Here is a 26,359-nt window from a genome sequence, read left to right on the forward strand (position 1 = left end):
GCCCCTCGCGTCGCGCGGCACAATGACCGTGTGCGGATTATCGAAGGTCTTTCGGCGGCGGCTTCAGTTTTTGCAGTTGCGGGAGCTTTTTCTGCGCGGTCGGCAGCGCGGGTTGTCCTGCGCGCGGCAATCCCGCCGGCATGCGCTGGGCCGGCACTTGCGGAACGGCGGCACGGCTTGGGACGCCGGGGATGTTCGGCACACCGAGCCGGTTGAGAATACCGTCTGCGCCCTGTATCGCGCCCGGCATGGCGGATGGCCGCTGGAATCCGCCCGGCACGCCGGACGGACCTGTTACGTTAGAAGGACTTGGCATGCCGGTTTGCCGCGGCAATCCAGTTTGTCCGGGCATCCTTTGCGGAATGCCTTGCTGTACTCCGGGCGGTCGTTGCAATCCCGGCTGGTTCGGCAATCCGGGCCGATGTCCGAGCTGGTTCGGCACACCGGGTGGCCGTTGCATTCCGCCTTGTTGATTTGGCAATCCGGGTCGCCCCGGCTGACCGATGCCGGGCTGCAAGCCGCCGCGCTGTCCCGGCTGGTTTTGCAGACCCGGTCGTCCCGGCTGACCGGGTTGATTGAGCCCCGGACGGTTCGGTTGGCCGGGTTGCGCCGGTTGGTTGCGCAGTCCCGGCTGATTGGGCTGGCCCGGACGATTGAGACCGGGCTGTTGTCCGCGCTGACCGGGCTGGTTTCCTGGCTGATTAACTCCGCCGCGCTGATTTCCGGGCTGATTGAGTCCGGGGCGCTGCTGCTGGCCCGGTTGATTGAAGCCGCCGCGCTGTTGCGGTCCCCGTCCGAATGCGGGCGGGCGCTGCGGATTCTGCATCCGGAAATTGCGTTGCTCCGCGACGATGCGCCGCCCGATACCTTGCATGTTGTGGACGCGCTGCATGAAGCCGCGATCACGCGCGATCAGTTGCGCGGACATGACCATCGGCATGACCGCCATTCGCATGCCGAATCCACTCACCATCGTGCCGCGCACGGTGAAGCCGCTCGCGCCTTGCGTCAGCATTCCGAGCGGCGCGCCGTCGCGCGCCTTGACTTCGATGCGCCCGACCTTGCCGTCGGCATCGGGATAAAGTTTGACGCCGACATTTTTGGCGCTGCTGGCTGCCGCGGCGCCTTCTGGCACTTCTACGACGCCGGTGGTGCCGCGAATGCCGAGCGTCGCGGTTGGCGTCTCGATCTTCATGTCGCCGGTCTTGGCGACGGCGGCGGCGACGAAGGCCATGGTGCCGCGTGTGACATTGATCAGCGCGGCGTTGTCCTTTCCGCCGTCCTGATAAACGAAATTATCCACGACGATCCGCGAACTGGCGGAGAGATTGAGCGTGGTGTCGTCGGTAAACGTCACACCGAGCATCGAACTCTTGCCGGTCTGGAGCACGTCGCCCTTGAAAATCTCGTCCTGTATTTTCAGCGGACCGGTCATGCCGTTGCGTGTCACCGTCGCGGTGCCCTGCAAGGTCGCGACGTTGCCGGCAGGCTCGTCAGTGTCGGCATCGGCGGACTGCGCCGGATCTGCGGGTGGCTGATCGGCGGGTGCCGCGGGCTGCGCGGCGGGTGCTGGTTGTGCGGGTGTTGTCGCCTGAGCGAGTTGAAGACCGGAAGCCGCCTGTGCGGCGGATGCGTATGCGCAACAGAAAATCAGCGAAGCAACAAGCAGGCCGCCACAAATTCTCACGAAGAACACCTGTCGGGGAAAATGGAAAAACCAAGAGTCTCGAACTTGGCAGTCCGGTCAGGGCGATGCAACGCCGCGCCCGGCACGATGCGGGTTATTCATTGCATTATTACGGGGAATATCAGCCGGATCGATGCCCGTGGTCGCTAAAAAACAGGATCGTGCGCGGCCTGGATGCGCGCGAAGACCGTTCAGATTGCTGGGCCAGCAATTGCTAGAACAGGCCTAGAACGATCGCACCGACGAAGATGATCGACGCATACGCTGCCACAACACTCAAACGTCCGACGATGGTCATGGGAAGCTCCCTTGGCTCAACGCTGGCGGTCATTGGTCCGCAGTCGGCGGATGTAACGCGCAACGCTAGCAAGGCGTTCCCCGCGCAAAAAGTCAGTGTTGCTGTCGCTCCTGTGGATGATGGCGCTCCAGCCGCGCAAACGTGGTTAAAAAACATTGAATAACAATGCGTTGAAGAGTCTTTAATTATCTTCGGCGACGGTGCGCGGATGACGCGCGGAGTAAGTTTGTTCGTAGTCGGCTCCTGTGTCCTCGTTGCGCTGGCGGGTTGCGGCCGTGGTTTCATGACCGCGGAACGTGAACCCTGGCGGGCCGAGGCGGAGAAGGCGTGCCTGAAATCCGGAACGGTGAAGGAGACGGCCACCCTCGTTCGGATCGACCCGATTTCGGGTCCGGGCGCGTGCGGCGCTGAATTTCCCTTGAAGGTGGCGGCGTTCGGCGAGAGCAGCAGCAGCTTCGGCTATGCCGACGATTTGCGCCCGCCCGGCAGCATCAGCAACCAGCCGCGCTGGCCGGTGTCGCAGCCGCCGTCGTCCTATCCGCAATCGTCTTCGCAGCAGCCTTATCCGTCGCAACAACCTTATCCGCAGGCGGCCGCGCCATCCTTTCCATCGTCGCAGCCGTATCCGGCCGTACGTCCGTCGCCATATCCGGCGCAAGGCGGCGCGCCGATGCCGTTGAATGCGCCGGGTGTCGCGCCTCCCGACGAAGAAGATATCGAGGCTGCCTCCGACGCGATGTCGCCCGCGATGAATCGCGCACAGCAATCCCGCGCGCCCTATTCCGCGCAACCGTCCTATCCGGTGAGTCAGCCGTACACGCCGCCGCGTCTCGGGCCATCGCAGGGATCGTCGGTGAACAGGTTCGGTCCGGTGGCGCTGAAGCCCGCCGCAACGCTGGCGTGTCCGATCGTCTCCGCGCTTGACCGCTGGCTGGCGGACTCGGTGCAGCCTGCCGCACAGCGCTGGTTCGGATCGCCGGTCGCGGAGATCAAGCAGATTTCGGCTTACTCATGCCGCGGCATGAACGGCAATTCGCGCGCGCATATTTCCGAACATGCTTTCGGTAACGCGCTCGACATCGCATCGTTCACGCTGGCGGATGGACGGCGCATTTCTGTCAAGGACGGCTGGAAGGGAATGCCGGAAGAGCAGGGTTTCCTGCGCGACATACAGGGCGCGGCGTGCCAGCAGTTCAACACCGTGCTGGCGCCGGGCTCGAACGTCTATCACTACGATCACATTCACGTCGACCTGATGCGGCGCGCGAGCGGCCGCGTCATCTGCCAGCCTGCCGCAGTGTCCGGCGAGGAGGTCGCGGCGCGCGCATCGCCGCGCGGATATGCGGGCCGCGATAGCGGTATCACCGGCTCCATCGGCCAGCGCATGAAGCGCGCCTTCGCGCGCGGTCCGCTGTCGAAGGAAGACCAGGAGTCGATCGAGGACGAATCCCGCATCAAGGATCGCTGATCGCTGCCCCGGATCGTATGTCGGCGGACACCGGGAGGCCGATGTCGGCCGCCGATCAGGTCTTCGGCAGATAGCCCGCGAGGAAAAGCCGCGTGGCGCTATCGACCACCGTCACGATCTGCTCGGTTGTGGGGACAGGGCGGACCTGAAAGATGTAAGGCTGGAACAGCGTCGCCTGACACATCATCATGAACTGCATGGCCGCGAGCTTGCAGTCGTCGATAACAAGCTCCTTCGTTTCCACCTTCGCTTCGAGATAGGTGGCGAGGCGATTCATCGTCAGCGCGATCACGTTCTCATAAAACCGGCGGCCGACATCCGGCATCCGTTCCGCGATGGCCATGACGGTGCGGACTGCGGAGCCGCCGTCCGGCCGGCAGACCACTTCAATATAGGCGCGGCCGAAATCGCGCAGGGCTGTCTCCGGATCGCGGTCAGGATCGAAGTTAAAGGCGACGCGCCCGTGCTCCAGACATTCCTGTTCAACGATGGCCTCGAACAGCGAATTCTTGTCGGTGAAATAGACGTAGAGGGTACCCTTGGAGACGCCGGCTGCTCGGGCGATCTCGTTCATGCTGGCGCCGTCGAAGCCCAGATCCATGAAAACCCGCCGTGCGCCGTCCATGATCTGGCGGTGCTTTGCGCTGTCTTCGTCGCCTTGCGGGGCGATGGAAAGGGATGTGTGTGCAACCATTCGTTCAGCTTGCCGATACGTTTCGCCCCGGATGCCGCTAGGAATAGAGACTCCAAGAAGCGGCCGGCGATATTGGGTGACAGTGCGAAATTACCATTGACCGAACCGTTCGGTCAATGGTAATTTTGTTGCACGTCGGGCGATGACCCTGGAACGTGTGGCTTTGGCTCGCTCCGAAATCATCGCCGGCAATTGAAGCGTGCCGGTGTGCAAGCGCGCCGGATGTTGATGAGTTTGTCATTTTCTCAAGGAGGCCGTGATGGCCGTGCCTGCCCGTGATCAGGTTGCGAGGGTTGTTCACCCGGAGCCTGACGCCTCCGAGACCGACGTATCGCGTGCCGCCTCAGTCGTGGAAACCGAATTGCGCGCGCGCACGGTAGAAGAACCCGGAACGGATGCGCCTGCGACCGGTCCATCGGCCGATGCGGACGGCGAGACGTCGAAACCGAAATCCGCGTTTCGCAGAAAAGTTCTGGTCGGCGTCGGCGCGCTCGCGGCGCTGGCCGGCATCTATTTCGGTTATCACTACATGGTCGTCGGCCGCTACATGGTCACCACCGACGATGCTTATGTGCGCGCCAACAACACCACGATGGGCGCGAAAATCTCGGGACACGTTTCGAAAGTCCTGGTCGGCGACAATGCGCGCGTCGGCGCCGGCAATGTCGTCTTGCAGATCGACGACGGTGACTATCGGCTCGCTGTCGAAAGCGCACAGGCGAAAGCCGCGACCCAGGAAGCGACCATCGCGCGGATCGCGCGTCAGGCAACCGCGCAGGAAAGTGCGGTTGAACAGGCGAGGTCGCAGCTTGTGTCGGCGGAAGCCGCGATCAAACGCGCCGAGGCGGATTTCGCGCGTCAGGAAAGTTTGAGCAGCAAGGGATTTGCCTCGAAAGCGACATTCGACGTCTCGCAGGCCGGCCGCGATCAGGCGCTGGCTTCGGTGCAGGGCGCCAAGGCCGCGCTCGACGCGGCTCAAGCTCAGGTCGACGTCGTCAAGGCGCAGCAGGCCGAAGCCGAGGGCCAGTTGCAGGAGTTGCGCGCGGCGCTTGCCAAGGCGGTGCGCGATCTGTCGTTCACGCTGGTGCGCGCGCCGGTGGACGGCATTTTTTCAAACCGCATCGTCAACGTTGGCGACTTCGTGCAGCCCGGTCAGCGGCTGGCCAACGTGGTGCCGATCGACGACGTTTATATCGACGCCAACTACAAGGAAACACAGCTTGGCCGCTTGAAACCCGGCCAGCCGGTCTCGATCACAGTCGATGCTGTGTCGGGGCGCACCATCAAGGGCATCGTCGACAGCCTCGCGCCGGCGTCCGGCTCGGTGTTCACGCTGCTGCCGCCCGACAACGCGACCGGCAATTTCACCAAGGTGGTTCAGCGCGTGCCGGTTCGCATTCGCGTGCCGTTCTCGGTGGCGCGGGAAAACCTGCTGCGGCCCGGCATGTCGGTGATCACGACGGTGAACACAAAGCCCGCGCCCGACGGCGTCGATCCGATCGCCGCGAGATAACCGCGTGCGAGGTCTCGCATCGCGGACCTCAAGGACAATGTGATGGCGTCCAACACCGCATCGCCGACCGTGGATGGAGCGCCGGCGGCACCGGCGACGGAGACGATCAGCACGCGCCGGCTGATCGCGTTCCTCATCATGGTGTTCGGGATGTTCATGTCGATCCTGGACATCCAGATCGTCTCGGCATCGCTGTCTGAAATTCAGGCTGGACTATCGGCCAGCACCAGCGAAGTGGCCTGGGTCCAGACCTCCTATCTGATCGCCGAGGTGATCGCGATTCCGCTGTCGGGATTTCTCTCGCGCGCGCTCGGCACGAGGTTGCTGTTTGCGATTTCCGCCGCTGGCTTCACCGCGGCGAGTTTCATGTGCGGTCTGACCTCCACCATCGAGCAGATGATCCTGTGGCGGGCGATCCAGGGCTTCGTCGGCGCGGGCATGATCCCGACCGTGTTCGCCTCGGCCTACACGGTGTTTCCGCGCAGCAAGTTTCACATCGTCGGCCCGATCATCGGCCTTGTCGCGACGCTTGCGCCCACCATCGGCCCGACGGTGGGCGGCTACATCACCGACCTGATGTCATGGCACTGGCTGTTTTTCATCAACATCGTGCCCGGTATCGGCATCACCATCGGCGTGCTGGCGCTGGTGGATTTCGACGAACCGAATTTCAAGTTGCTTGAGCATTTCGACTGGTGGGGCCTCGCCGCGATGGGCGGGTTTCTCGGCTCACTCGAATACGTGCTCGAGGAAGGCCCGCGCAATGACTGGCTCCAGGACGAGTCGATTTTCTTTTTCGCGATCGTTTGCGTCGTCTCCGCGGTCATCTTCTTTTATCGCGCGCTGACGCAGAAAGAGCCGATCGTCGACATCCGCGCCTTCACCGACCGCAACTTCGCGCTCGGCTGCATGTTCTCGTTCTGCGTCGGCATCGGCCTCTACGGCCTGACCTATGTCTATCCGCGCTATCTTGCCGAGGTGAGGGGTTACAGCGCGCTGATGATCGGCGAAACCGTGTTCGTCTCGGGTGCTGCGATGTTCCTCAGTGCGCCGATCATCGGGCGAATGATGACCAAGGTCGACCTGCGCTACATGATCGCAGCGGGTCTCATGATCTTCGCGCTCTCCTCATGGATGATGACCGGGATCACCCGGGATTACGATTTCTACGAACTGCTGGTACCGCAGATCCTGCGCGGCGTCGGCATCATGATGGCTATGGTGCCGGTCAATAACATCGCGCTCGGTACGCTGGCGCCCGCGCGGCTCAAGAATGCCTCGGGACTGTTCAACCTGACGCGCAACCTCGGCGGCGCGGTCGGGCTTGCCGTCATCAACACCGTGCTCGACCATCGCACCGACCTGCACATCTCGCGTCTTCACGACAGGGTCACATGGGGCAACTCGTTGGCGGTTGAGACGCTCAACATGCTGACGCAGAAATTCCAGGGCGCGGGCAACGCCTCGCTGATGGCGCTGAAGCAGCTCTCGCTGATCGTGCACCGGCAGGCGGTGGTGATGAGCTTCGGCGACGCGTTTTTCATCCTGACGTGCTTTTATCTCGCGCTGAGTGGGCTGGTGTTCTTCGTTAACAAGCCCAGCATGACCGGTCCGCCGCCCGACGCGCATTGAAGAACCAGCGCTGCCGTGGCAAACACGGTCGCTCTTCAATGACGCGAGACACCTATGAGTTTCATCAGTGGCGTCGGACTGACGGCGTTCGGAAAGCATGACGGCCGCTCGACGCTCGACCTGATGAGCATGGCGGCCGAGAGTGCGCTGTCGGACGCTGGCCTCAAGCGCGGTGACATCGACGGCCTGTTGACCGGCTATTCCACCACCATGCCGCATCTGATGCTGGCGACCGTGTTCGCGGAGCATTTCGGCGTGCAGCCATCCTATGCGCACGCCATTCAGGTCGGTGGCGCGACGGGTCTCGCGATGGCGATGCTGGCGCATGAACTGGTGGAGGCGGGTGTCGCCAAAACCATTCTCGTGGTTGCGGGCGAGAACCGTTTGACCGGACAGGCGCGCGATTCCGCGATGAGCACGCTCGCGCAGGTCGGGCATCCCGATTACGAGGTTCCGCTCGGCCCGACCATTCCCGCCTATTACGGGCTGCTCGCGTCGCGTTACATGCACGACTACGGGCTCACGCAGGAGGACATGGCGGAGTTCGCGGTGCTGATGCGCAAGCACGCGATGCTGCATCCCGGCGCGCAGTTCCGCGATCCGATCACCGTCGCGGACGTGATGGCGTCGCGCGAAATATCGTCGCCGCTGAAATTGCTCGACTGCTGTCCGGTGTCGGACGGCGGCGCGGGCTTCATCGTCAGCCGCGAGCCGACCGCTGATCATCAAGTCCGCGTGCTGGGCTGCGGGCAGGCGCATCTGCATCAGCACGTCACGGCGGCGCGCAGCCTCTCCGACGTGGGTGCGGCAGTTGCCATGGAACGCGCGCGCGAGAAGGCGGGGGTCGATCCACGCCATATCAAATACGCCGGCATCTACGACAGCTTCACCATCACGCTGGCGATCCTGATCGAAGAGCTTGGTCTGGCCGCGAGGGGCGAGGCTGCCGCCCGGGTGCGCAACGGCGATTTCGGCATCGGCGGTGCGCTGCCGCTGAACACCCACGGTGGGCTGTTGAGTTATGGCCATTGCGGCTGCGGGGGCGCGATGGCGCATCTGGTCGAGACGCAATTGCAGATGACGGGCAGGGCGGGCGCGCGGCAGGTGCGTGATGCGTCGCTCGCATTGCTGCACGGCGACGGCGGCGTGATGTCGTCCCACGTCAGCATGTTTCTGGAGCGGGTGCGATGAACGGCGCAACAGACCGCAAGGGCTGGACCGACGGCGCCGACGCTATTCTGTATCAGTCCTGCGGCGCGTGCCGTCACCTCTGGTATTTCCGCCGCGCGTTTTGTCCCGCGTGCGGCGATGCTTCACCGCAAACCCATCAGGCCGGCGGCAAGGGCACGGTCTATGCCGCGTCGCTGGTGCGGCGCGCGGCGACGCCGGAGGCCAAGGCTCATGTGCCGTATGCGATCCTTCTGGTCGACATGGCGGAAGGCTTCCGCATGATGGCGCATGGCGATCATGATCTGAAAATCGGGGACAATGCCGTCGGGCAATTCAGGCCGTTCGCCGGTCTGAGCACGCCGTATTTCGTGAAGGCTTGATTTCGCAGATATTTGCCGCGATCACCGCAAGTGCGGCGCGTCGCCGCGCGCACATTGCGGGATTTTCATTGCCCGGTACAAAATTTGCCGCAATTATTGCGCAAAAAATCATCAGCGGCACACGCAACGTGAGTCCGCATTGCTCAAACGCGGGAGGATCGCATGAATTTGAAGTTTGCGTTTATCGCGACCCCGCGAGTCCTGCGCGTTCGCGCCTCGGCATCCGGATACCCCCTCGGTTAACCTCGCGGTCCTCCGCATAAGGTTGCCGGCTGCCGTCGGTTTTCCGATGGCCCGTCCGGGGTTGTCCGGTTCGATTTTCCGCGAACCCGGACGTCCAGCTTCCACAACCTGATTTTTTACACGCGACGATTGCGCGCGGCGTTGCCGCTGCGTCGTCCATTCCATGGAGTCGGCTTGCGCCTGCGCAGCCGAAACAAGTCATGACTCATTCTCGTAAGCGGAAATCTCCCGCGATCAACGCGGTGTTGCCGTTCGTCTTCCGTCACTGGCGCAATCAGCCGGTGCGCTTGACCGTGGTTGCCGGCGGCCTGATCGCCGCGGCGGCCGCAGATGTCTTCATGCCGCTGTTCGCAGGAAAGCTGGTGGACGCGGTCGCGTTGGCCGCGACCGACCAGGCCGCCGCACACCGCGCCGCCATGATCGCATTCAGTGCGATCGTGGCGCTCGGCTTTGCGGCGATGGTGTTTCGATTCGTCGGACTGAAAGCCATTCTGCCGTTCACGCTCCGCATCATGTCGGACGTGGCGCAGAACGCTTTCGTGCGAATCCAGCGGTTCTCCACGGACTGGCACGCCAACAGCTTCGCCGGGTCGACCGTGCGCAAGATCACGCGCGGCATGTGGGCGCTCGACCTGATGAACGACACCATCCTGATGGCACTGGTGCCGTCGCTGGTGGTGCTGCTCGGTTCGACGATTCTGGTCGGATGGCACTGGCCGGTGCTCGGTGCGGTGATAGCGCTGATCACGGTGATCTATGTCGCGATGACGGTCGCTCTGACGACCAAATACATCGCGCCGGCGGCGCAATTGTCGAATGCGCTCGACACCAAGGTCGGCGGCACGCTGGCCGACTCGCTGACGTGCAACGCCGTGGTGAAATCGTTCGGTGCGGAGACGCGGGAGGACGCCCGCGTGTCCGGTGTGCTCGGCAAGTGGCGGCGCCGCGCGGGCCGGACATGGCTGCGCTACACCTATGTCGGCACCGCGCAGCACGCGGTGCTGGTGCTGATGAGCGCGTCGGTGATCGGCGGCGTGTTGCTACTGTGGATCGCCGGCCGCGCCTCGCCGGGCGATGTCACCTATGTCGTGACGACATACTTCGTCATTCACGGCTATCTCGGCGACATCGGTCAGCACATCAGCCATCTGCAGCGGTCGGTGAACGACATGGAGGAACTGGTCGCGATTCACGATGAAGCCATCGGCATTGCCGATGCACCCGACGCCAGGCCGATGAAGGTCACCGGCGGCGGCATCGTGTTCGACGATGTGACGTTCCATTATCGCGGGCACGACACGCCGCTCTATGACCGGCTGACGGTCAACATCAGGCCGGGCGAGCGTGTCGGTCTGGTCGGCCGGTCGGGCTCGGGCAAGACGACGTTCGTCAAGCTGGTGCAGCGGTTGTACGACGCGACCGGCGGCCGCATCCTGATCGACGGTCAGGACGCGGCGAAGGCGACGCAGCAATCGCTGCGCAGCCAGATCGCCATCGTGCAGCAGGAGCCGGTGCTGTTTCACCGCTCGTTGGCGGAGAACATCGCCTATGCGCGGCCGGGTGCGACCATGCGTGAGGTCGAGGAAGCGGCGCGGCTTGCCAACGCGCATGACTTCATCATGCGGCTGCCGAAGCGTTACGAAACGCTGGTGGGTGAACGCGGCGTGAAACTGTCGGGCGGCGAACGTCAGCGCGTGGCGCTGGCGCGCGCCTTCCTCGCCGACGCGCCGATCCTGATTCTGGACGAGGCCACCTCAAGCCTCGATTCGGAATCGGAGGCTTTGATTCAGGAGGCGATGGATCGCCTGATTCAGGGCCGCACGGCGATCGTGATCGCGCATCGTCTATCGACGGTGCGCAGCCTCGACCGGATTCTGGTGTTCGACCGGGGCCGGATCGCGGAGGAGGGGACGCATGCGTCGCTGGCGCGGCGTCCCGACGGCATCTACCGCGCGCTGTTCGAGCGGCAGGTGTTCGAACTCGACCGCATGTCGGCGGCTGAGTAAAGCTAAGGCGGCGGCGATATTCGACTAGCGCAGGTTGACCATTTTCCTGGTGACGGCGCTGGTGTCCTGAAAATCGTCGCCGTCAATTAACGGCGGAACGAGATGCGGCGCGACGGTGTAAACGGCAAAGCCGCTTCGCGTCCGCTTGGCCTGATAAAGGGCGTGGTCGGCGCGCTCCAGCAGTTCGTCGGGTGTTGTTTCGTCGCCGGACATCAATGCGATGCCGACGCTGGTGCCGATCTCGATGGTGTAGCCCTTGATGTCGTAGTTGGAGCCGATGTCCTCGACGATACGTTCCGCCAGTGCCGTGGCCTGTTCGCGTGCCGCCACACCGGTCTGCACCAGCACGAACTCGTCGCCGCCGAGCCGCACCAGAAGATCGCTCGCCCGCGTCAGGCGCGACAGCCGTTGCGCCACCTCCTTCAGGATCGCATCGCCGATGGGATGGCCGTAAAGGTCATTGGCCGCCTTGAAGCGGTCGAGATCGAGGCTGTGGACGGCGATGCCGTAGCCGTTGCGCTGCGCGTCGGCCATCACCGTATCGAGATTATCATTGAGGCCGAGGCGGTTGGACAAACCGGTCAGCGCATCTTGTTGTGCGAGGCCTGCGAACTTGCGCTTGAGGGTCAGCTGGCTGACGGCGGTCGCATAGGCGTGCTTGATAATCTCGAACGCGCCGAACAGAAACATCAACGTGATGATGCCGAGGCAGATGTAGATCACGCCGCCATGAAGAATGCAGGCGATACTTGGCGGAATGGCCACGATCAGGACATTCAGCAGAGCGAGACGCGGACGATAGGCCACGCGCATGATTGTGCCTGCCGCATAAGTGGAAATAACGCCGATGATGAGCATGTGCACAGTCGGGAAGGGAAGCATGAAGCAGCGAACGCCGATCGCGCTGACAACGACGGCGGTCGCAATACTCCGGATCGCGAACCGGCGTTCCCAAAGCGCAGCCGAATTGCGCGAAAGCCGCTTCGCACCGTCGGTGCGATGATAGCGGCGGATCATCCATATCCGTTCGAGTGAGATCACGACAGCGATCAGCGTCAGCGCGAGGATGTAGAAGTCGCCGGTCTCGGCAAAGATGGCCGCGCCGATCACGCATTGGCTGAGCAGGAAGACAACGATCGACGGTGTCGCACTGAAGAGATCGGCGATGATCTCGACGTAGATGCCGTCCGGAAGCCGATGAGGCCGCAGCAACTGCAACGATGAGATGGCCATGATTCGCAAGTTCCCGAGCCTCGCTATCGAGGCTGACCGCTTCTTCTATCGAGGCTGAGTAAAATGAAGCGTCTGCGGAAAGGTCAAACTTGACCGGTCTGGAACCGGCTGCGGCCCAAATGGTGAGGGGCCCGGCGTGTTCCGCCGGACCCCTCGTTAGCTTCGTGGGCCCATGCGGACCGCACGTCGATAAGGCATCAGCCAGCCTGTAAGCCGGGTTCTGTAGGGCCTGCATGATTTGCACCACGCAGACGTGACGGCCATTCCTCTGGGACGCCGATTACCCGGCGCCTCAAGCAACCTACCCGGACAGCGGGCCTGACATCGCCCCGCGGAGTTATCGTCCGAAGACGAACTCGCCGCTGTGCCGTCCCTATTCGGTTTTGCTCCCGGTGTGGTTTGCCATGCCGTCTCTATTGCTAGAAACGCGGTGCGCTCTTACCGCACCTTTTCACCCTTACCGCGCCATTCCTTGCGGAGGGCGAGGCGGTTCGTTCTCTGTGGCACTTTCCCTGGGGTCACCCCCCGCCGGACGTTATCCGGCACCGTATGTCGATGGAGCCCGGACTTTCCTCCCCGGCGACCTTTCGATCCTTGCCGGGGCGGCCGTCCAGCCGACTGACATCCGAGTGATGGGCGCACGGGCGCGCGAGGTCAAGAGGTGAGCTGGGTTTCCGCCGGCATCAGTGCAAGCAGATCGCTCAACGTGGTCAACGTCGACTGATCGGCGACGCCGTCCACCCGCTCGGGGCGGAAGTGCCGCTGGAAGGCGGCGACCACGTCCATGGTGTTGGTGTCGTATTGTCCGTTCAGCGGCACGCCGTAGCCGAAGCTGGCCAGCGATTTCTGCAAGTCGAGCACGTCCTCGCCGGATGCACCGAGCAGTTTCTGGGTGCCGCTTACGATCGGCGCGGGCTCGACCCACAGGCCGACGCCGGAATCCGCCAGCAGGCGCCATGGAAATTTCTCGCCGGGATCTTTCTTGCGTCCGGGCGCGACATCCGAATGGCCCAGCACGCGGTGCTTCGGAATATCGCGGCGGATCATGATGCCCTTGCACAGCGCGATCACCGCCGCAGTCTGGCGCAGCGGAAAATCGGTGTAGCCGAGGTCGTGACCGCGATTGACGATCTCGACCCCGATCGAACAGGAGTTGATGTCGGTGTCGCCGCTCCAGGAAGCTGCGCCTGCGTGCCACGCGCGCGCGGCCTCACGCACCAACTGGACGATGTTGCCGTCCTCGAGCACGACGTAATGCGCGGAGACTTCGGTGCCCTCGGTGCACAGCCGCACGATGGCGCTCGCGGCATCGGCCATGCCGGTGTAGTGCAGGACGATCATGTTCGGCGACAGTAGACCCTTGCGGTCGCCGTAGTTCGGCGACGGCGTGACGGTCGAGACGACGGATGAATCCGGCACGAAACTTGTCATGTCAGCAGTACCCCCAGGTGAAATGTTGGGACGCTGACGCCTCGAATCAAATCCAGCAGACTCAAACGATCCTCAAAGCCTACAGGGACGCGAAACGGGGCGAGAGAAGGGCGGTATCGGAGTGAAACCCTGATGTGCACCGGGCGCAATCCGGGCGGGTTCCATGAACCATTTTACCCCCAGAGTATTCCGGGCTCGATCGGATGCCGGACCCGAGGCCAAAAGGACGCCATTAAACGTCGATCTTCGGCGTCAACGATTCCTTAACGATAACCGTCGCTACTGAAGGATGAAGAGTCGCGCCAAAAAGGGGTGGCTGCGGTTTCGTCGATGCGCAAAAAGTCCCGCGAAAAGTCCGATGGCTGGCCAGAAAATCCCATGCGGAACCTCGAATTTGCGGCGAGTCATCGCAAGCGCCTCTTTGTTCAGGTCGATCTGGGCCCCGGAACGGTCCAATCTGGGGCTGTTCGGCCGGGATCTGGCGGATCGGCCCGGATATTCGGGCCGGCACGCGGCCGTTTTTCACCGGCAGGCTTTTGAAATGTCGCCCGACGATGCACCAGTGCGCCATGTCCCGGTTCTCGGCCGCGAAGCGGTCGAGGCGCTCGCGCCGCGCGAGGGCGGAATCTATGTGGACGCCACATTCGGCGCGGGCGGCTACAGCCGCGCGATCCTGAAAATTCCCGGAACCCGCGTGATCGGCATCGACCGTGACCGCACCGCCGTCGCCGGCGGCTTTGATCTCGTAGACTCTTCCGACGGCCGGCTGACGCTGGTCGAGGATCGTTTCTCAAATCTCGCGGATGTCTGCGCTGCGCAAGGCGTGACTGCGATCGATGGCGTCGTCATGGATGTCGGCGTTTCCTCGATGCAGCTCGATCAGTCAGAGCGTGGCTTCTCGTTCCGTCTCAACGGCCCGCTCGACATGCGAATGGGTCAGGATGGCCCGACCGCTGCCGATGTGATCGCGAAGGCGTCCGAAACGGATTTGGCCAACATCATCTATATCTTCGGCGAGGAGCGGCATTCCCGCGGCGTCGCCCGCGCTATTGTCGCCGCGCGGAAAGAAGCGCCGATCACGACGACGCGCGCGCTCGCCGACATCGTGTCGCGCGTGGTGCGTTCCAAGCCGAACGAGATTCATCCCGCAACCCGCACCTTCCAGGCGCTGCGCATCTTCGTCAACGAGGAACTGGACGAACTTCATGCGGCGCTGGTGGCCGCGGAGCAGATGCTGAAACCCGGCGGACGGCTGGCGGTGGTGTCGTTCCATTCGCTCGAGGATCGCATCGTCAAGAATTTCCTGAATGAGCGCGGCAAGCGCGGCGGCGGCTCGCGGCATCTGCCCGACGTTAAGCAAGCGATGCCGAGCTTCGAGATTCTCACCAAGCGTCCCATCGTCGCAGACGAAGCCGAGGTCGCGGACAATCCGCGCGCGCGCTCTGCAAAACTCCGCGCCGCGGCCCGCACCGATGCGCCGGCGCAATCCGAGACCGCTTCCTTCGACTGGCCCCAACTCGTCGACGTGATGAGGGGAGGCTGACATGCGCATCATCCACCTCTTCGTCATCTGCGCGCTGGTGTTCGCGGCGTCCTACGTCTACCGCATCAAAATGGAATCCACCGTACGGACCGAGCGCGTGATAAAGCTGCGCGCCGACATCCGTGAGCAGCGCAATTCGATTGCCGTGTTCAAGGCGGAATGGGCCAAGCTGGAAACGCCCAAGCGCCTGCAGGAAATGGCCGCGCGCCATCTGTCGCTGCGCTCGATCGAAGCCACGCAATACGACACACTGAAGAACCTGCCGCCGCGCCCGCCGAGCTTCGTCAAGCCGGGCGATCCCGATCCGATCGGCACGATGATCGAAAGCGTCGATCAGGAAGCGCTCGCCGAAGGTCCGCAGGACGCGGATTCCGTCACCGGCTCGGTGCCTTCGCCGGAGGGCACGCAATGACCGATCACGCCCTCACACCCGCACGGCCCCCGGAACCCTGGCGGCAGCGGCTGATCCGCACGCTGCTTTACGGGCGCAATGTCGATCGTGCCGCCAAGGCCCGCGCGCGCGTCGGGCTTGCGATGATTGCATTCGCGGCGGTCTTCAGCGTCATCGCTGGCCGCCTTATCATGTTCGCCGTGAATGGCGACGGCCATGGCGCGCGGCGCACGGCGTCGCAGGACGCCATCGCCACTGCGCGCCCCGACATTCTGGACCGCAACGGCACGATCCTCGCCACCGACGTGAAGACGCCGTCGCTGTTCGGCGAACCGCGACGCATCATCGACAAGGACGAGGCCATCGAGCTTCTCACCGCGACGCTGCCGGACATCGACGCCGGCGAAGTGCGCGACCGGCTGTCGTCGCGCAAGGGCTTTGTCTGGCTGAAGCGCGAGATCACGCCGCAGCAGCAGAAGGAAATCTATCGTCTCGGCGTGCCCGGCATCGGCTTCCTGCGCGAGAACAAGCGGGTCTATCCGGCCGGTGCGGTGGTGTCGCATCTGATCGGCCATGTGAACATCGACAACCAGGGCATCGCCGGAATCGAGAAGTGGCTCGACGGCAACGGTCTCGCCGATCTGCATCGCGCGGGCTTCGCCACCGACCGCCTGCAAAAGCCGGTGGAACTGGCCGTCGATCTGCGGGTCGAGCACGCGTTGCGCGACGAATTGCTCAAGGCGAAAACAAAATACAAGGCCAAGGCCGCCGCGGGTCTGGTGTCGAACGTGCAGACCGGCGAAATCATCGCGATGGTCTCGGTGCCCGATTACGATCCGAACAATCCGCGCGAGGCCAACGATCCGACCCGTATCAACCGCCTGACCACCGGCGTCTATGAAATGGGATCGACGTTCAAGTCGCTGACGCTGGCGATGGCGCTGGATTCCGGGCGCGCCACGGTCAACACGCTGTACGATGCGCGCGCGCCGCTGGTGTACGGCAAGTTCAAAATTCACGACACGCACAACCTTGGCCGCTCCGTGCCGATGTGGGAAGTGTTTACCGAGTCCTCCAACGTCGGCGCCGCGCGCGTCGCTCTGTCGATGGGCGTCGAGGCGCACAAGGCATTCCTGCGCAAGCTCGGACAGCTCACGCGGTTGCGCACCGAGCTTCCGGAAAGCGCCGAGCCGATCGTGCCGAAGCGCTGGGGCGAACTGAATACAATCACCATCGCGTTCGGCCATGGCATGGCGGTCGCGCCGTTGCAGGCGGTGATGGGCATCAACGCGCTGGTCAACGGCGGCTATCTCATTCCGCCGACGTTCCTGAAGCGCTCCCGCGACGACGCCATGCAACTCGCCAAGCGGGTCGTGAAAACCGAGACCAGCAACAGCATGCGGTACCTGATGCGGCTGAACGCGGAGAAGGGTACGGCGCGCAAGGCCGACGTCAAAGGTTACTATGTCGGCGGCAAGACAGGCACCTCGGAAAAGGTCGTCAACGGGCGGTATTCCAAAAAGCAGGTGCTGAACTCTTTCACGGCGATCATGCCTGCGGACAACCCGCAGTATCAGCTCCTGATTATGCTGGACGAACCGCAGGGACTGCCGGAAACCCATGGCTTTATTACCTCCGGCTGGAACACGGTGCCGACCGGCGGCAAGGTCATCGAGCGGATCGCTCCGCTGCTTGGAATGACGCCGCGGTTCGATTTGCCGCCGTCCGAGCGCCTTATTCTTGCGGCATCGAAGGAAAGCCGGTAACCGCACGATTCACGGGATCGCGTGGGCGTATTCCGCAAAGTGGGCACCGGTTTGCGGTCAGAGGACGCGCAGGACCTATCTGCTGGGGTGAGATGAAATTACGCGACCTTTTCAGCGGGGATGCCGTCGTGGACGTGCAACATGCCGATGTTGCGATCGCGGGTCTCGCCGTGGACAGCCGCGCGGTGAAGCCCGGCGACGTTTTCTTCGCGCTGGCCGGCGTCAAAACTAATGGCGCGCGGTTCATCGATCAGGCGATTGCGTCGGGTGCGGCCGCCATTGTGAGCGACCGGATTCCCGAGGGTGACCGCCGCGTTCCGTTCATCGCCGTATCGAACCCGCGCCGCGCGCTGGCACTGGCCGCCGCAAAGTTTTACGCGCGCCAGCCTGCCACCATCGCAGCCGTCACCGGCACCAGCGGCAAGACGTCGGTTGCGGTGTTCACGCGGCAGATCTGGCAGCGCCTAGGATTCGCGTCGGCGAGCATCGGCACTATTGGTCTCGTGTCGCCGAAGCGCACGGTCTACGGCTCGCTGACCACGCCGGATCCGATCGCGCTGCATCGTTCGCTTGACGATCTCGCGGGCGAGGGCGTCACGCATCTGGCGCTCGAAGCGTCGTCGCACGGCCTCGACCAGCATCGCCTCGACGGCGTGCGCGTCAGCGCCGGCGCGTTCACAAATCTGTCGCGTGACCACATGGATTATCATCCGACCGTCGAACATTATCTCGCGGCCAAGCTGCGGCTGTTTACCGATCTCATCGTCGACGGCGGCGCGGCGGTGATTTCCGCTGATCATGAACATTCGCAAGCGGTGATCGATGCTGCGCGGCAGCGCAAACTGCGGATCGTCACCGTGGGCCGCAACGGCGAGGGAATCAAACTCGTCGATGCGGCGGTGGATGGATTTTCGCAGAAGCTGACGCTCGAACATGACGGCAAACGCCATCAGGTGCGGCTGCCGCTGGTCGGCGAATTCCAGATCGAAAATGCGCTCGCGGCGGCGGGACTCGTGGTCGCTACCGGTGGCGACGCAGCGCGGACATTCGCGTCACTGGAAAAACTCGAAGGGGCGCCGGGCCGCCTCGAAATGGTCGGTGAGCGCAACGGCGCGCCGGTGTTCGTGGACTATGCACACAAGCCCGATGCGCTCGCGAAAGCGCTGGAAGCGCTGCGGCCTTACACCAAACGCAAACTCGTTGTCGTGTTCGGTGCGGGTGGCGACCGCGATGCGGGCAAGCGCCCCTTGATGGGCGCGATTGCCGCCGGGAACGCCGACACGGTCATTGTCACCGACGACAATCCGCGGTCCGAAAATCCGGCATCGATCCGCGCCGCCATCATGGCCGCGGCGAAAGGTGCGCAGGATATTGGCGACCGCGCCGAGGCGATCCGCGCTGCCGTTGCGGGTTTGCAGACCGGCGATGCATTGCTAATCGCGGGCAAGGGCCACGAGACCGGACAGATCGTCGGAGATAAGGTGTTGCCGTTCAGCGATCACGAGGCTGCTGCGGCGGCATTGGCGGAGTACGCCGCATGAGCACTGCATTGTGGACGAGTGCGGGGATGGCAGAGGCCATGCGTGCCTCAGGGCGCGGCGTGATGCCCGGTGACGTTACCGGAATTTCCATCGACAGCCGCACGCTGACGCCGGGCGAGGCTTACTTCGCGATCAAGGGGGACGTTCACGACGGGCATGACTTCGTCGAAGCGGCGCTGGCCAACGGCGCGGCGCTGGCGGTCGTTGACAAAGCTCACGCCGGCACGTTCGCCGCCGATGCACGGCTGCTGATTGTCGATGACGTGCTGGCGGGCCTCGTCGATCTGGCGCGCGCGTCGCGGGTGCGTCTCAATGCCAAGGTCATCGCCGTCACCGGATCGGTCGGCAAGACCTCGACCAAGGAAGCATTGCGCGCGGTGCTGGGCGCGCAGGGCGAGACTCATGCGTCGGTCGCCTCGTTCAACAATCACTGGGGCGTGCCGCTGTCGCTGGCTCGGTGTCCCGCGTCGTCGCAATTCGCGATCTTCGAGATCGGCATGAACCATGCTGGCGAGATCGAGCCGCTGGTGAAGATGGTGCGCCCGCATGTGGCGATCATCACCACGGTCGAGCCGGTGCATCTGGAGTTTTTCTCCGGCATCGAAGCCATTGCCGATGCCAAGGCGGAAATCTTCGCAGGACTTGAGCCCGGCGGCGCTGCGGTGCTCAACCGCGACAATCCGCAATTCGCGCGCCTGAGCAAGGCTGCCAAAAAAGCCAAGGTCTCGCGCATTGTTTCGTTCGGCAGTGACGAAAAAGCCGATGCGCGGCTGATCGATGTCTCGCTGCAACCGACCTGTTCCGCCGTGCGCGCGGATATTCTCGGACACGACATCACCTACAAGATCGCCATGCCGGGCCGTCACATGGTGATGAATTCGCTGGCGGTGCTGGCAGCAGCCTCGCTCGCGGGCGCGGACCTCGCGCTCTCGGCGCTTGCGCTGGCGCAGCTCAAACCGGCAACGGGGCGGGGCGTACGCGAGGTTCTGCCCCTCACGGACGGCACGGCGACGCTGATCGATGAAAGCTACAATGCCAATCCGGCCTCGATGGCGGCTGCGATCACGGTCCTCGGTCAGGCCGGCGTCGGCCCGCGCGGTCGTCGCATCGCGGTGCTCGGCGACATGCTGGAACTCGGCGCGGGCGGTCCGGACCTGCATCGCGGACTCAATGAGGCGATCAAGGCCAACAATATTGATTCGGTATTTTGCTGTGGTCCGCTGATGCGCAATCTGTGGGAAGCCCTTCCTTCCGAGAAGAAGGGCGGCTATGCCGATAATTCGGCGGCGCTTGAGCCGCAGGTCGTCGCTGCGGTCGGCGCCGGCGATGCGATCATGGTCAAGGGATCGCTCGGCTCGCGTATGAAATTGATTGTAGCCGCGTTGCAAAAGCGTTTTCCGGAGAAGGCCGAGCACGACGACATTGTCGCCCAGGCCGGCACATAAGGCGGTTGGAATGTTTTATTGGCTCACCGAATTCGCCGGCACGATTCCCGGCATCAATGTATTCCGCTACATCACGTTTCGCACCGGCGGCGCGATGGTGACCAGCGCGCTGGTCGTGTTCATGTTCGGACCCTGGATCATCGATCAGCTTCGCCTGGCGCAGGGCAAGGGCCAGCCGATCCGTGCCGATGGCCCGCCGACGCATCTGGTGACCAAGAAGGGCACGCCGACCATGGGCGGCCTGATGATCCTGTCGGGCCTGATCGTTGCGACACTGCTTTGGGCCAACCTGCGCAACGCCTATGTCTGGATCGTTCTCGCCGTCACCATCGGCTTTGGCCTTGTCGGCTTCTATGACGACTATCTGAAAGTTTCCAAGCAGACCGACAAGGGTTTCTCGGGACGCTCGCGCCTCGCGGTCGAAGGACTGATCGCGCTGACGGCCTGTGCCTGCATTGTCTGGTTCGGGCGCGACGCCTCGGTCACAGCGGTGTCGATTCCATTCATCAAGGAATTCACGCTGAACATCGGCTGGTTCTACCTGATGTTCGGCATGTTCATCATTGTCGGCGCGGGCAATGCGGTGAATCTCACCGACGGTCTCGACGGGCTCGCTATCGTGCCGGTGATGATCGCCGCGGCGAGCTTCGGCATGATCGCCTATCTCGTCGGCAACGCGGTGTTCGCCGAATATCTCCAGATCCGTTACGTGCCCGGCACCGGCGAACTCGCGGTGCTGTGCGGCGCGGTGCTCGGCGCGGGACTGGGATTTCTCTGGTTCAACGCGCCGCCGGCCTCGATCTTCATGGGCGACACCGGCTCGCTCGCGCTCGGCGGTATGCTTGGCGCGATTGCCGTCGCCACCAAGCATGAGATCGTGCTGGCGGTGATCGGCGGCCTGTTCGTGGTCGAGGCGCTCTCCGTCATCGTGCAGGTCGCGTCGTTCAAGCTCACCGGCAAGCGTTTCTTTCGGATGGCGCCGATCCATCATCACTACGAGCAGAAGGGCTGGACCGAGCCGCAGATCGTGATCCGGTTCTGGATCGTCTCGGTGATGCTGGCGCTCGCCGGTCTCTCGACGCTGAAGCTGCGGTGAGCGCGTGACTCCCGTCACCTCGTTCGCGGGCAAGACCGTTGCTGTGTTCGGCCTCGGTGGGTCGGGGCTGGCAAGCTGTCATGCACTGAAGGCCGGCGGCGCGGAGGTGATCGCGAGCGACGACACGCCCGCGAAACTCGCGGAAGCGGCGAGGGCCGGGTTCATCACGGCGGATTTGCGTAAAGTCTCGTGGGAAAATTTCGCGGCGCTTGTGCTGACGCCGGGCGTGCCGCTGACGCATCCCACACCGCACTGGACCGTGCTGGCGGCGAAGGACGCCGGCGTCGAGGTGATCGGCGACATCGAATTGTTCTGCCGCGAGCGCGCGCGTCACGCGCCGGATGCGCCGTTCGTCGCCATCACCGGCACCAACGGAAAATCCACGACCACGGCGCTGGTCGCGCATCTGATGCGCGAGGCGGGCTACGATACCCAGATGGGCGGCAATATCGGCACCGCGATCCTGTCGCTGGAACCGCCGCGCACGGGCCGCGTCCATGTGATCGAGATGTCGTCGTACCAGATCGATCTCACGCCGTCGCTCAATCCCAGCGTCGGCATTCTACTGAACGTCACCGAAGATCACATCGACCGTCACGGCAGCATCGAGCACTACGCGGCGGTGAAGGAGCGGCTTGTCGCGAACGTCCAGCGCGGCGGTGCCGCCATCGTCGGCGTGGACGATCACTTTTGCGCGGCAATCGCCGACCGCATCGAGCAGGCCGGGAAAAGCGTTGCGCGTGTCTCGGTTCAGCATCCGGTTGCGAGCGGATTTTATTTCGACGTGGATGACGGCATCGTCATTCGCGCGGAAGGCGGCGCACGCGAAGAAATCGTTTCTCTCGACAACATCGGTTCGCTGCGCGGACTGCACAACGCGCAGAACGCCGCCTGTGCATCGGCAGCCGCGCTTGCGCTTTGCGTCGGCATCGACGTCCTGCAACGAGGCCTGCGAAGTTTTCCCGGCCTCGCGCATCGCATGGAACAGCTCGGGCGCAACGGCCGCGTGCTGTTCATCAACGACTCCAAAGGGACCAACGCGGACGCGGCAGGGCACGCGCTGTCGTCGCTCAAAGATATTTTCTGGATCGCGGGCGGCAAGCCGAAGACCGGTGGCATCGAATCCCTGCGCGAATTCTTCCCGCGCATCCGCAAGGCCTATCTGATCGGCGAGGCGGCGGCGGAATTCGCAGCCACCCTTGGCGACGTTCCGCATGAAATCAGCGGGACGCTGGAGGAGGCAGTTCCGCACGCCGCACACGACGCCGAGGCGTCGGGGCTTGCGGAGCCGGTGGTATTGCTGTCTCCGGCCTGCGCGTCGTTCGATCAGTTCCCGAATTTCGAGAAGCGCGGCGACCGCTTCCGCGAACTCGCCACCGCCCTGCCTGGCGGTTTGAAGCCGGCATGAGCTCCCTTACCTCTCTCCGTTTACGGGGAGAGGGAGAGCGCCTTGTTCGCGGCGCTGGTACATTCGAATTCGAATATCCCGACACTTTGACGAGATTTTTTCTCGTATCCGTCCATCTTTAACCCTTCGGAAACCACGATGGGCGAGTAATAACCCGTTAATCTTTTGCGCAGGACACGCACATGATCTCCCGCGAGCAACGCACACCTTTCAGCGAATGGTGGTGGACCGTGGATCGGCTGCTGCTGGCCGCATTCATGACGCTGATGCTTGGCGGCGTGATCCTATCGCTGGCGGCGAGCCCGCCGGTCGCGGCGCGCATCGGCCTCGATCCGTTTCATTTCTTCAACCGGCACGTGCTGTTCCTTGTTCCATCGATGCTCGTGATGGTCGCGGTGTCGTTCCTGTCGCCGCGGCAGGTGCGGCGCACCGCGTTGATCGTGTTCGCCGTCAGCATCGTGCTGGTGGTGGCGACGCTGTTGTTCGGTCCTGAGGTGAAAGGCTCGAAACGCTGGATCACCATTCTCGGCCTCAACATTCAGGCCTCGGAATCCCTCAAGCCCGCTTTCGTGGTGCTGGTGGCGTGGCTGTTCGCGGAATCCGCCAAGCGTCCCGAGATGCCGGCGACGTCGATGGCGCTCGGCATGTTGCTGATGACGGTGACACTGCTGGTGCTCGAGCCGGACTTCGGTCAGACCATGCTGGTGCTGATGGTGTGGGGCACGCTGTTCTTCATCGCCGGAATGCGGATGATCTGGGTGTTCGGCCTGATGGGGGCGGGCGCGGTCGGATTGTTTGGCGCCTATATGCTGGTGCCGCACGTTGCAGGCCGCATCAAGCGCTTCATGGATCCGTCGTCGGGCGACACGTTTCAGGTCGACATGGCGATGGAATCGTTCACCCATGGCGGCTGGTTCGGGCAGGGGCCGGGCGAGGGCACGGTGAAGCGCATTCTCCCCGACAGTCATACCGACTTCGTGTTCGCGGTCGCCGCCGAGGAATTCGGAATCATCCTGTGCCTAGCGCTGCTGGCGCTGTTTGCCTTCATTGTGATCCGCGCGCTGGCGCGGGCGTATCAGAGTGAAGATTTGTTCGCGCGCTTCGCCGCCGCCGGTCTCGCGATCATGTTCGGCATCCAGGCCTCGATCAATATGGCGGTGAACCTGCACCTGATGCCCGCCAAAGGCATGACGCTGCCGTTCATTTCCTACGGCGGTTCGTCGATGATCTCGCTGGCTTACGGCGTCGGCATGTTGCTGGCCCTGACGCGGCAGCGTCCACGTGTCGAAATGGAATCGATCGGCGCGGCCAACGCCGCGCATAGCTTCGCGTGACACGCGAGTATTCCGATGCCTGACAGGCCTCTGATCATGCTGGCGGCGGGCGGAACGGGTGGTCACCTGTTTCCCGCGGAAGCCCTCGGCGTTGCGCTGATGAAGCGCGGCGCGCGCGTGCGGCTGATGACGGACGAGCGCGCAGTGCGCTACGGCGGATTGTTCTCGCGCGACATGATGGATGTGGTGCCGAGCGAGACGGTGCGCGGCCGCACACCGTGGGCGCTTGCGCGCACCGGCACGATGCTCGCTGCGGGCGGCGTGATGGCGCTGGCGCTGCTGCTGCGGCAGAAACCCAGGGCGGTGATCGGCTTCGGCGGCTATCCGACGCTGCCGCCGCTGATGGCGGCGAAGCTGCTTGGAATTCCGACCCTCATTCACGACGCCAATGCGGTGATGGGCCGGGCGAACAAGTTTCTTTCAGGACGCGTCAGCGCGATTGCGACCTCGCTGCCCGGCGTGCTCGATCATGAGCCGGCGCTCGCCGGAAAAACCACTGTCACCGGAACGCCGATGCGGCCCGCGATCCTCGCCGCTGCCGCCGTGCCGTATGCCTCGCCGGATGCGACGGGGCCGCTGCGTTTGCTGGTTACTGGCGGCAGCCAGGGTGCGCGGATCATGGCTGATATCGTGCCGGGCGCGATTGAGCGGCTGGAGCCGGCGTTGTGGCGCAGGCTTATTCTTGTGCAGCAGGTGCGCGATGAAGACATGGCGCGGGTCCGCGCGGTCTATGATCGCCTCAAGATCGAGGCTGAGCTGGCGCCGTTCTTTGTCGATCTCCCGGCGCGGCTTGCTGCGAGTCATCTCGTAGTGTCGCGCTCCGGCGCGGGCACCGTCGCTGAGCTCGGTGCGATCGGGCGTCCTTCGATTTTGGTGCCGCTGCCCGGCGCAATCGATCAGGACCAGTTCGCCAATGCCGGCGTGCTGGAGAAAGCCGGCGGCGCGATCCGGATTCTTCAGGCCGACTTCACGCCGGATCGTCTCGCCGTGGAAATCTCCGCGCTGGCCGCCGATCCCGCGCGGTTGATCGCCATGGCCACCGCCGCGCGCACTGTCGGCAGGCTCGATGCAGCCGAACGGCTCGCCGATCTCACGGCGAAGGTCGCGGGAATTTAGCTACAGTCTCACATTCTCCACGAGATAATCGAGAAACGCACGCACCCGCGCGGGCAACTGTCCGCCGTGGCCGACGAACACGGCATGGATCGGTTCGAGATCGCCCGGATTGAAGTCTTCAAGCACCGCCACGAGTCGTCCGGCCTTGATGTCCGCATCGACATGAAAGCGGGCGAGGCGCGCAAGGCCAGCGCCTGCGACAGCCAGCTTCTGCATGGCTTCGCCGTCGCTGACCAGCGCATTGCCAACAGGCGCGACGCTGACGGTGCCGCCCTTGCTGTCACGAAATGGCCAGCCGTCGATCTGTTTTGAAAAGCAGAAGCCGAGCATGTTGTGTTGGCCGAGTTCGGCGGGCGTCCGTGGAGTTCCATGTTCGTTGAGGTAAGCGGGCGCTGCGACCACGACCATGCGGCTCTCGCCGAGCTTGCGCGCGAGCAGGCGAGACTCGCGCAACGGTCCCACACGAATGGCGACGTCGGCGCGTTCCTCCATCAAATCGACCACCGTATCGGTCAGCGATACATCGACGCTGACGCCGGGATGCAGCTTCAGAAATCCGGGCAACAGCGGCAGCAGCCAGTGCAGCCCGAACGGCACGCTGGTATTGACTCGCACGCGCCCGCGCGGCGTTGCGCCGACGGCGGCCTCACGTTCCGCCGTATTGATATCGTCGAGAATGCGGATGCTGCGGTCGTAATAGGCCGTGCCTTCCGGTGTCAGTTGCAGCTTGCGGGTCGAGCGATTGATCAGCCGCACGCCAAGCCGTGCTTCCAGCCGCGCGACGAGTTTGCTGACGGCGGACGGGCTCATGCGGAAAGCGCGCGCCGCGGCGGAAAAGCCGCCCAGGTCGACCACCCGGACGAACACTTCCATCTCGCCGGAGCGGTTGATGTCTTGTCGCATAATTGTGACTTCAATTCACAAATATTGTTACTTACTATAGTCTAGTTCACGAATGGCTTTG

The 26,359-nt window shown here is 63.6% G+C and carries 21 protein-coding genes and 1 other RNA gene; 16 read left to right on the plus strand and 6 right to left on the minus strand.

Annotation, left to right across the window (positions count from 1 at the left end; translation table 11 throughout):
- Window positions 1–37: 37 nt before the first annotated feature.
- Window positions 38–1,687 carry a FecR domain-containing protein gene (locus AC1RKJ_RS19210; protein ID WP_492792503.1) on the minus strand — a complete coding sequence of 550 codons (1,650 nt, stop codon included), beginning with the start codon at window positions 1,685–1,687 and terminating at the stop codon, window positions 38–40.
- Window positions 1,688–1,935: 248 nt separating this feature from the next.
- On the opposite strand from AC1RKJ_RS19210, the gene AC1RKJ_RS19215 reads away from it, so the two are divergent.
- Window positions 1,936–2,148 carry a hypothetical protein gene (locus AC1RKJ_RS19215; RefSeq protein ID WP_492792504.1) on the plus strand — a complete coding sequence of 71 codons (213 nt, stop codon included), beginning with the start codon at window positions 1,936–1,938 and terminating at the stop codon, window positions 2,146–2,148.
- 45 nt (window positions 2,149–2,193) lie between these two features.
- Entirely contained in the window at window positions 2,194–3,453 is a 1,260-nt protein-coding gene (locus tag AC1RKJ_RS19220) for an extensin-like domain-containing protein (protein WP_492792505.1), read from the plus strand.
- Window positions 3,454–3,508: 55 nt separating this feature from the next.
- Here the strand turns inward: AC1RKJ_RS19220 and AC1RKJ_RS19225 are convergent, their stop codons facing one another.
- Window positions 3,509–4,147: a TetR/AcrR family transcriptional regulator gene (locus AC1RKJ_RS19225; RefSeq protein WP_492792506.1), complete on the minus strand. Its 639-nt coding sequence runs from the start codon at window positions 4,145–4,147 to the stop codon at window positions 3,509–3,511.
- A 259-nt stretch (window positions 4,148–4,406) separates the two neighbouring features.
- On the opposite strand from AC1RKJ_RS19225, the gene AC1RKJ_RS19230 reads away from it, so the two are divergent.
- The 5 genes from AC1RKJ_RS19230 (at window position 4,407) to AC1RKJ_RS19250 (ending at window position 11,091) form a co-directional block, all read left to right on the plus strand.
- Window positions 4,407–5,660: an HlyD family secretion protein gene (locus tag AC1RKJ_RS19230; protein ID WP_492792507.1), complete on the plus strand. Its 1,254-nt coding sequence runs from the start codon at window positions 4,407–4,409 to the stop codon at window positions 5,658–5,660.
- A 42-nt stretch (window positions 5,661–5,702) separates the two neighbouring features.
- Entirely contained in the window at window positions 5,703–7,292 is a 1,590-nt protein-coding gene (locus AC1RKJ_RS19235) for a DHA2 family efflux MFS transporter permease subunit (protein ID WP_492792508.1), read from the plus strand.
- 54 nt (window positions 7,293–7,346) lie between these two features.
- Complete coding sequence (locus AC1RKJ_RS19240) at window positions 7,347–8,483, plus strand: thiolase family protein (protein WP_492792509.1); 1,137 nt, start codon at window positions 7,347–7,349, stop codon at window positions 8,481–8,483.
- Entirely contained in the window at window positions 8,480–8,842 is a 363-nt protein-coding gene (locus tag AC1RKJ_RS19245; RefSeq protein ID WP_492792510.1) for a Zn-ribbon domain-containing OB-fold protein, read from the plus strand. Before AC1RKJ_RS19240 ends, AC1RKJ_RS19245 begins: the two co-directional genes overlap by 4 nt.
- A 443-nt stretch (window positions 8,843–9,285) precedes the next feature.
- Window positions 9,286–11,091: an ABC transporter ATP-binding protein gene (locus AC1RKJ_RS19250; RefSeq protein WP_492792511.1), complete on the plus strand. Its 1,806-nt coding sequence runs from the start codon at window positions 9,286–9,288 to the stop codon at window positions 11,089–11,091.
- A gap of 24 nt (window positions 11,092–11,115) precedes the next feature.
- On the opposite strand, the gene AC1RKJ_RS19255 is transcribed toward AC1RKJ_RS19250, so the two are convergent.
- The 3 genes from AC1RKJ_RS19255 to AC1RKJ_RS19265 form a co-directional block, all read right to left on the minus strand.
- Window positions 11,116–12,324 carry a diguanylate cyclase domain-containing protein gene (locus AC1RKJ_RS19255; protein WP_492792512.1) on the minus strand — a complete coding sequence of 403 codons (1,209 nt, stop codon included), beginning with the start codon at window positions 12,322–12,324 and terminating at the stop codon, window positions 11,116–11,118.
- Window positions 12,325–12,517: 193 nt separating this feature from the next.
- Window positions 12,518–12,946: RNase P RNA component class A (gene rnpB / locus AC1RKJ_RS19260), an RNA gene on the minus strand.
- 32 nt (window positions 12,947–12,978) lie between these two features.
- Complete coding sequence (locus AC1RKJ_RS19265) at window positions 12,979–13,755, minus strand: N-acetylmuramoyl-L-alanine amidase (RefSeq protein ID WP_492792513.1); 777 nt, start codon at window positions 13,753–13,755, stop codon at window positions 12,979–12,981.
- Window positions 13,756–14,296: 541 nt separating this feature from the next.
- Between AC1RKJ_RS19265 and rsmH the strand changes: the two genes are divergently transcribed.
- The 9 genes from rsmH (at window position 14,297) to murG (ending at window position 25,395) form a co-directional block, all read left to right on the plus strand.
- Window positions 14,297–15,298, plus strand: coding sequence for a 16S rRNA (cytosine(1402)-N(4))-methyltransferase RsmH (gene rsmH / locus AC1RKJ_RS19270; protein ID WP_492792514.1), 1,002 nt, complete (start codon window positions 14,297–14,299; stop codon window positions 15,296–15,298).
- Window position 15,299: 1 nt separating this feature from the next.
- Window positions 15,300–15,710, plus strand: coding sequence for a cell division protein FtsL (gene ftsL, locus AC1RKJ_RS19275; RefSeq protein ID WP_492792515.1), 411 nt, complete (start codon window positions 15,300–15,302; stop codon window positions 15,708–15,710).
- Complete coding sequence (locus AC1RKJ_RS19280; protein ID WP_492792516.1) at window positions 15,707–17,455, plus strand: peptidoglycan D,D-transpeptidase FtsI family protein; 1,749 nt, start codon at window positions 15,707–15,709, stop codon at window positions 17,453–17,455. The genes ftsL and AC1RKJ_RS19280 overlap by 4 nt, the downstream gene beginning before the upstream one ends.
- Before the next feature lie 92 nt (window positions 17,456–17,547).
- A complete protein-coding gene (locus AC1RKJ_RS19285) occupies window positions 17,548–18,996 on the plus strand; it encodes a UDP-N-acetylmuramoyl-L-alanyl-D-glutamate--2,6-diaminopimelate ligase (RefSeq protein WP_492792517.1) in 1,449 nt (482 codons plus the stop codon).
- Window positions 18,993–20,441: a UDP-N-acetylmuramoylalanyl-D-glutamyl-2,6-diaminopimelate--D-alanyl-D-alanine ligase gene (locus tag AC1RKJ_RS19290; RefSeq protein WP_492792518.1), complete on the plus strand. Its 1,449-nt coding sequence runs from the start codon at window positions 18,993–18,995 to the stop codon at window positions 20,439–20,441. The genes AC1RKJ_RS19285 and AC1RKJ_RS19290 overlap by 4 nt, the downstream gene beginning before the upstream one ends.
- A gap of 10 nt (window positions 20,442–20,451) precedes the next feature.
- Complete coding sequence (gene mraY, locus AC1RKJ_RS19295; protein ID WP_492792519.1) at window positions 20,452–21,537, plus strand: phospho-N-acetylmuramoyl-pentapeptide-transferase; 1,086 nt, start codon at window positions 20,452–20,454, stop codon at window positions 21,535–21,537.
- Between the two features lie 4 nt (window positions 21,538–21,541).
- Window positions 21,542–22,945 carry a UDP-N-acetylmuramoyl-L-alanine--D-glutamate ligase gene (murD, locus tag AC1RKJ_RS19300; RefSeq protein WP_492792520.1) on the plus strand — a complete coding sequence of 468 codons (1,404 nt, stop codon included), beginning with the start codon at window positions 21,542–21,544 and terminating at the stop codon, window positions 22,943–22,945.
- 182 nt (window positions 22,946–23,127) lie between these two features.
- A complete protein-coding gene (gene ftsW / locus AC1RKJ_RS19305; protein WP_492792521.1) occupies window positions 23,128–24,279 on the plus strand; it encodes a putative lipid II flippase FtsW in 1,152 nt (383 codons plus the stop codon).
- 15 nt (window positions 24,280–24,294) lie between these two features.
- Window positions 24,295–25,395 (plus strand): undecaprenyldiphospho-muramoylpentapeptide beta-N-acetylglucosaminyltransferase, encoded by a 1,101-nt coding sequence (murG, locus tag AC1RKJ_RS19310; RefSeq protein ID WP_492792522.1) that lies wholly within the window; start codon window positions 24,295–24,297, stop codon window positions 25,393–25,395.
- Here the strand turns inward: murG and AC1RKJ_RS19315 are convergent, their stop codons facing one another.
- On the minus strand, window positions 25,396–26,301 hold the full coding sequence (locus tag AC1RKJ_RS19315; RefSeq protein WP_492792803.1) for a LysR family transcriptional regulator: 906 nt from the start codon (window positions 26,299–26,301) through the stop codon (window positions 25,396–25,398).
- Window positions 26,302–26,359 lie beyond the last annotated feature (58 nt).

This window comes from Afipia sp. GW822-FHT04G07, assembly GCF_058800765.1.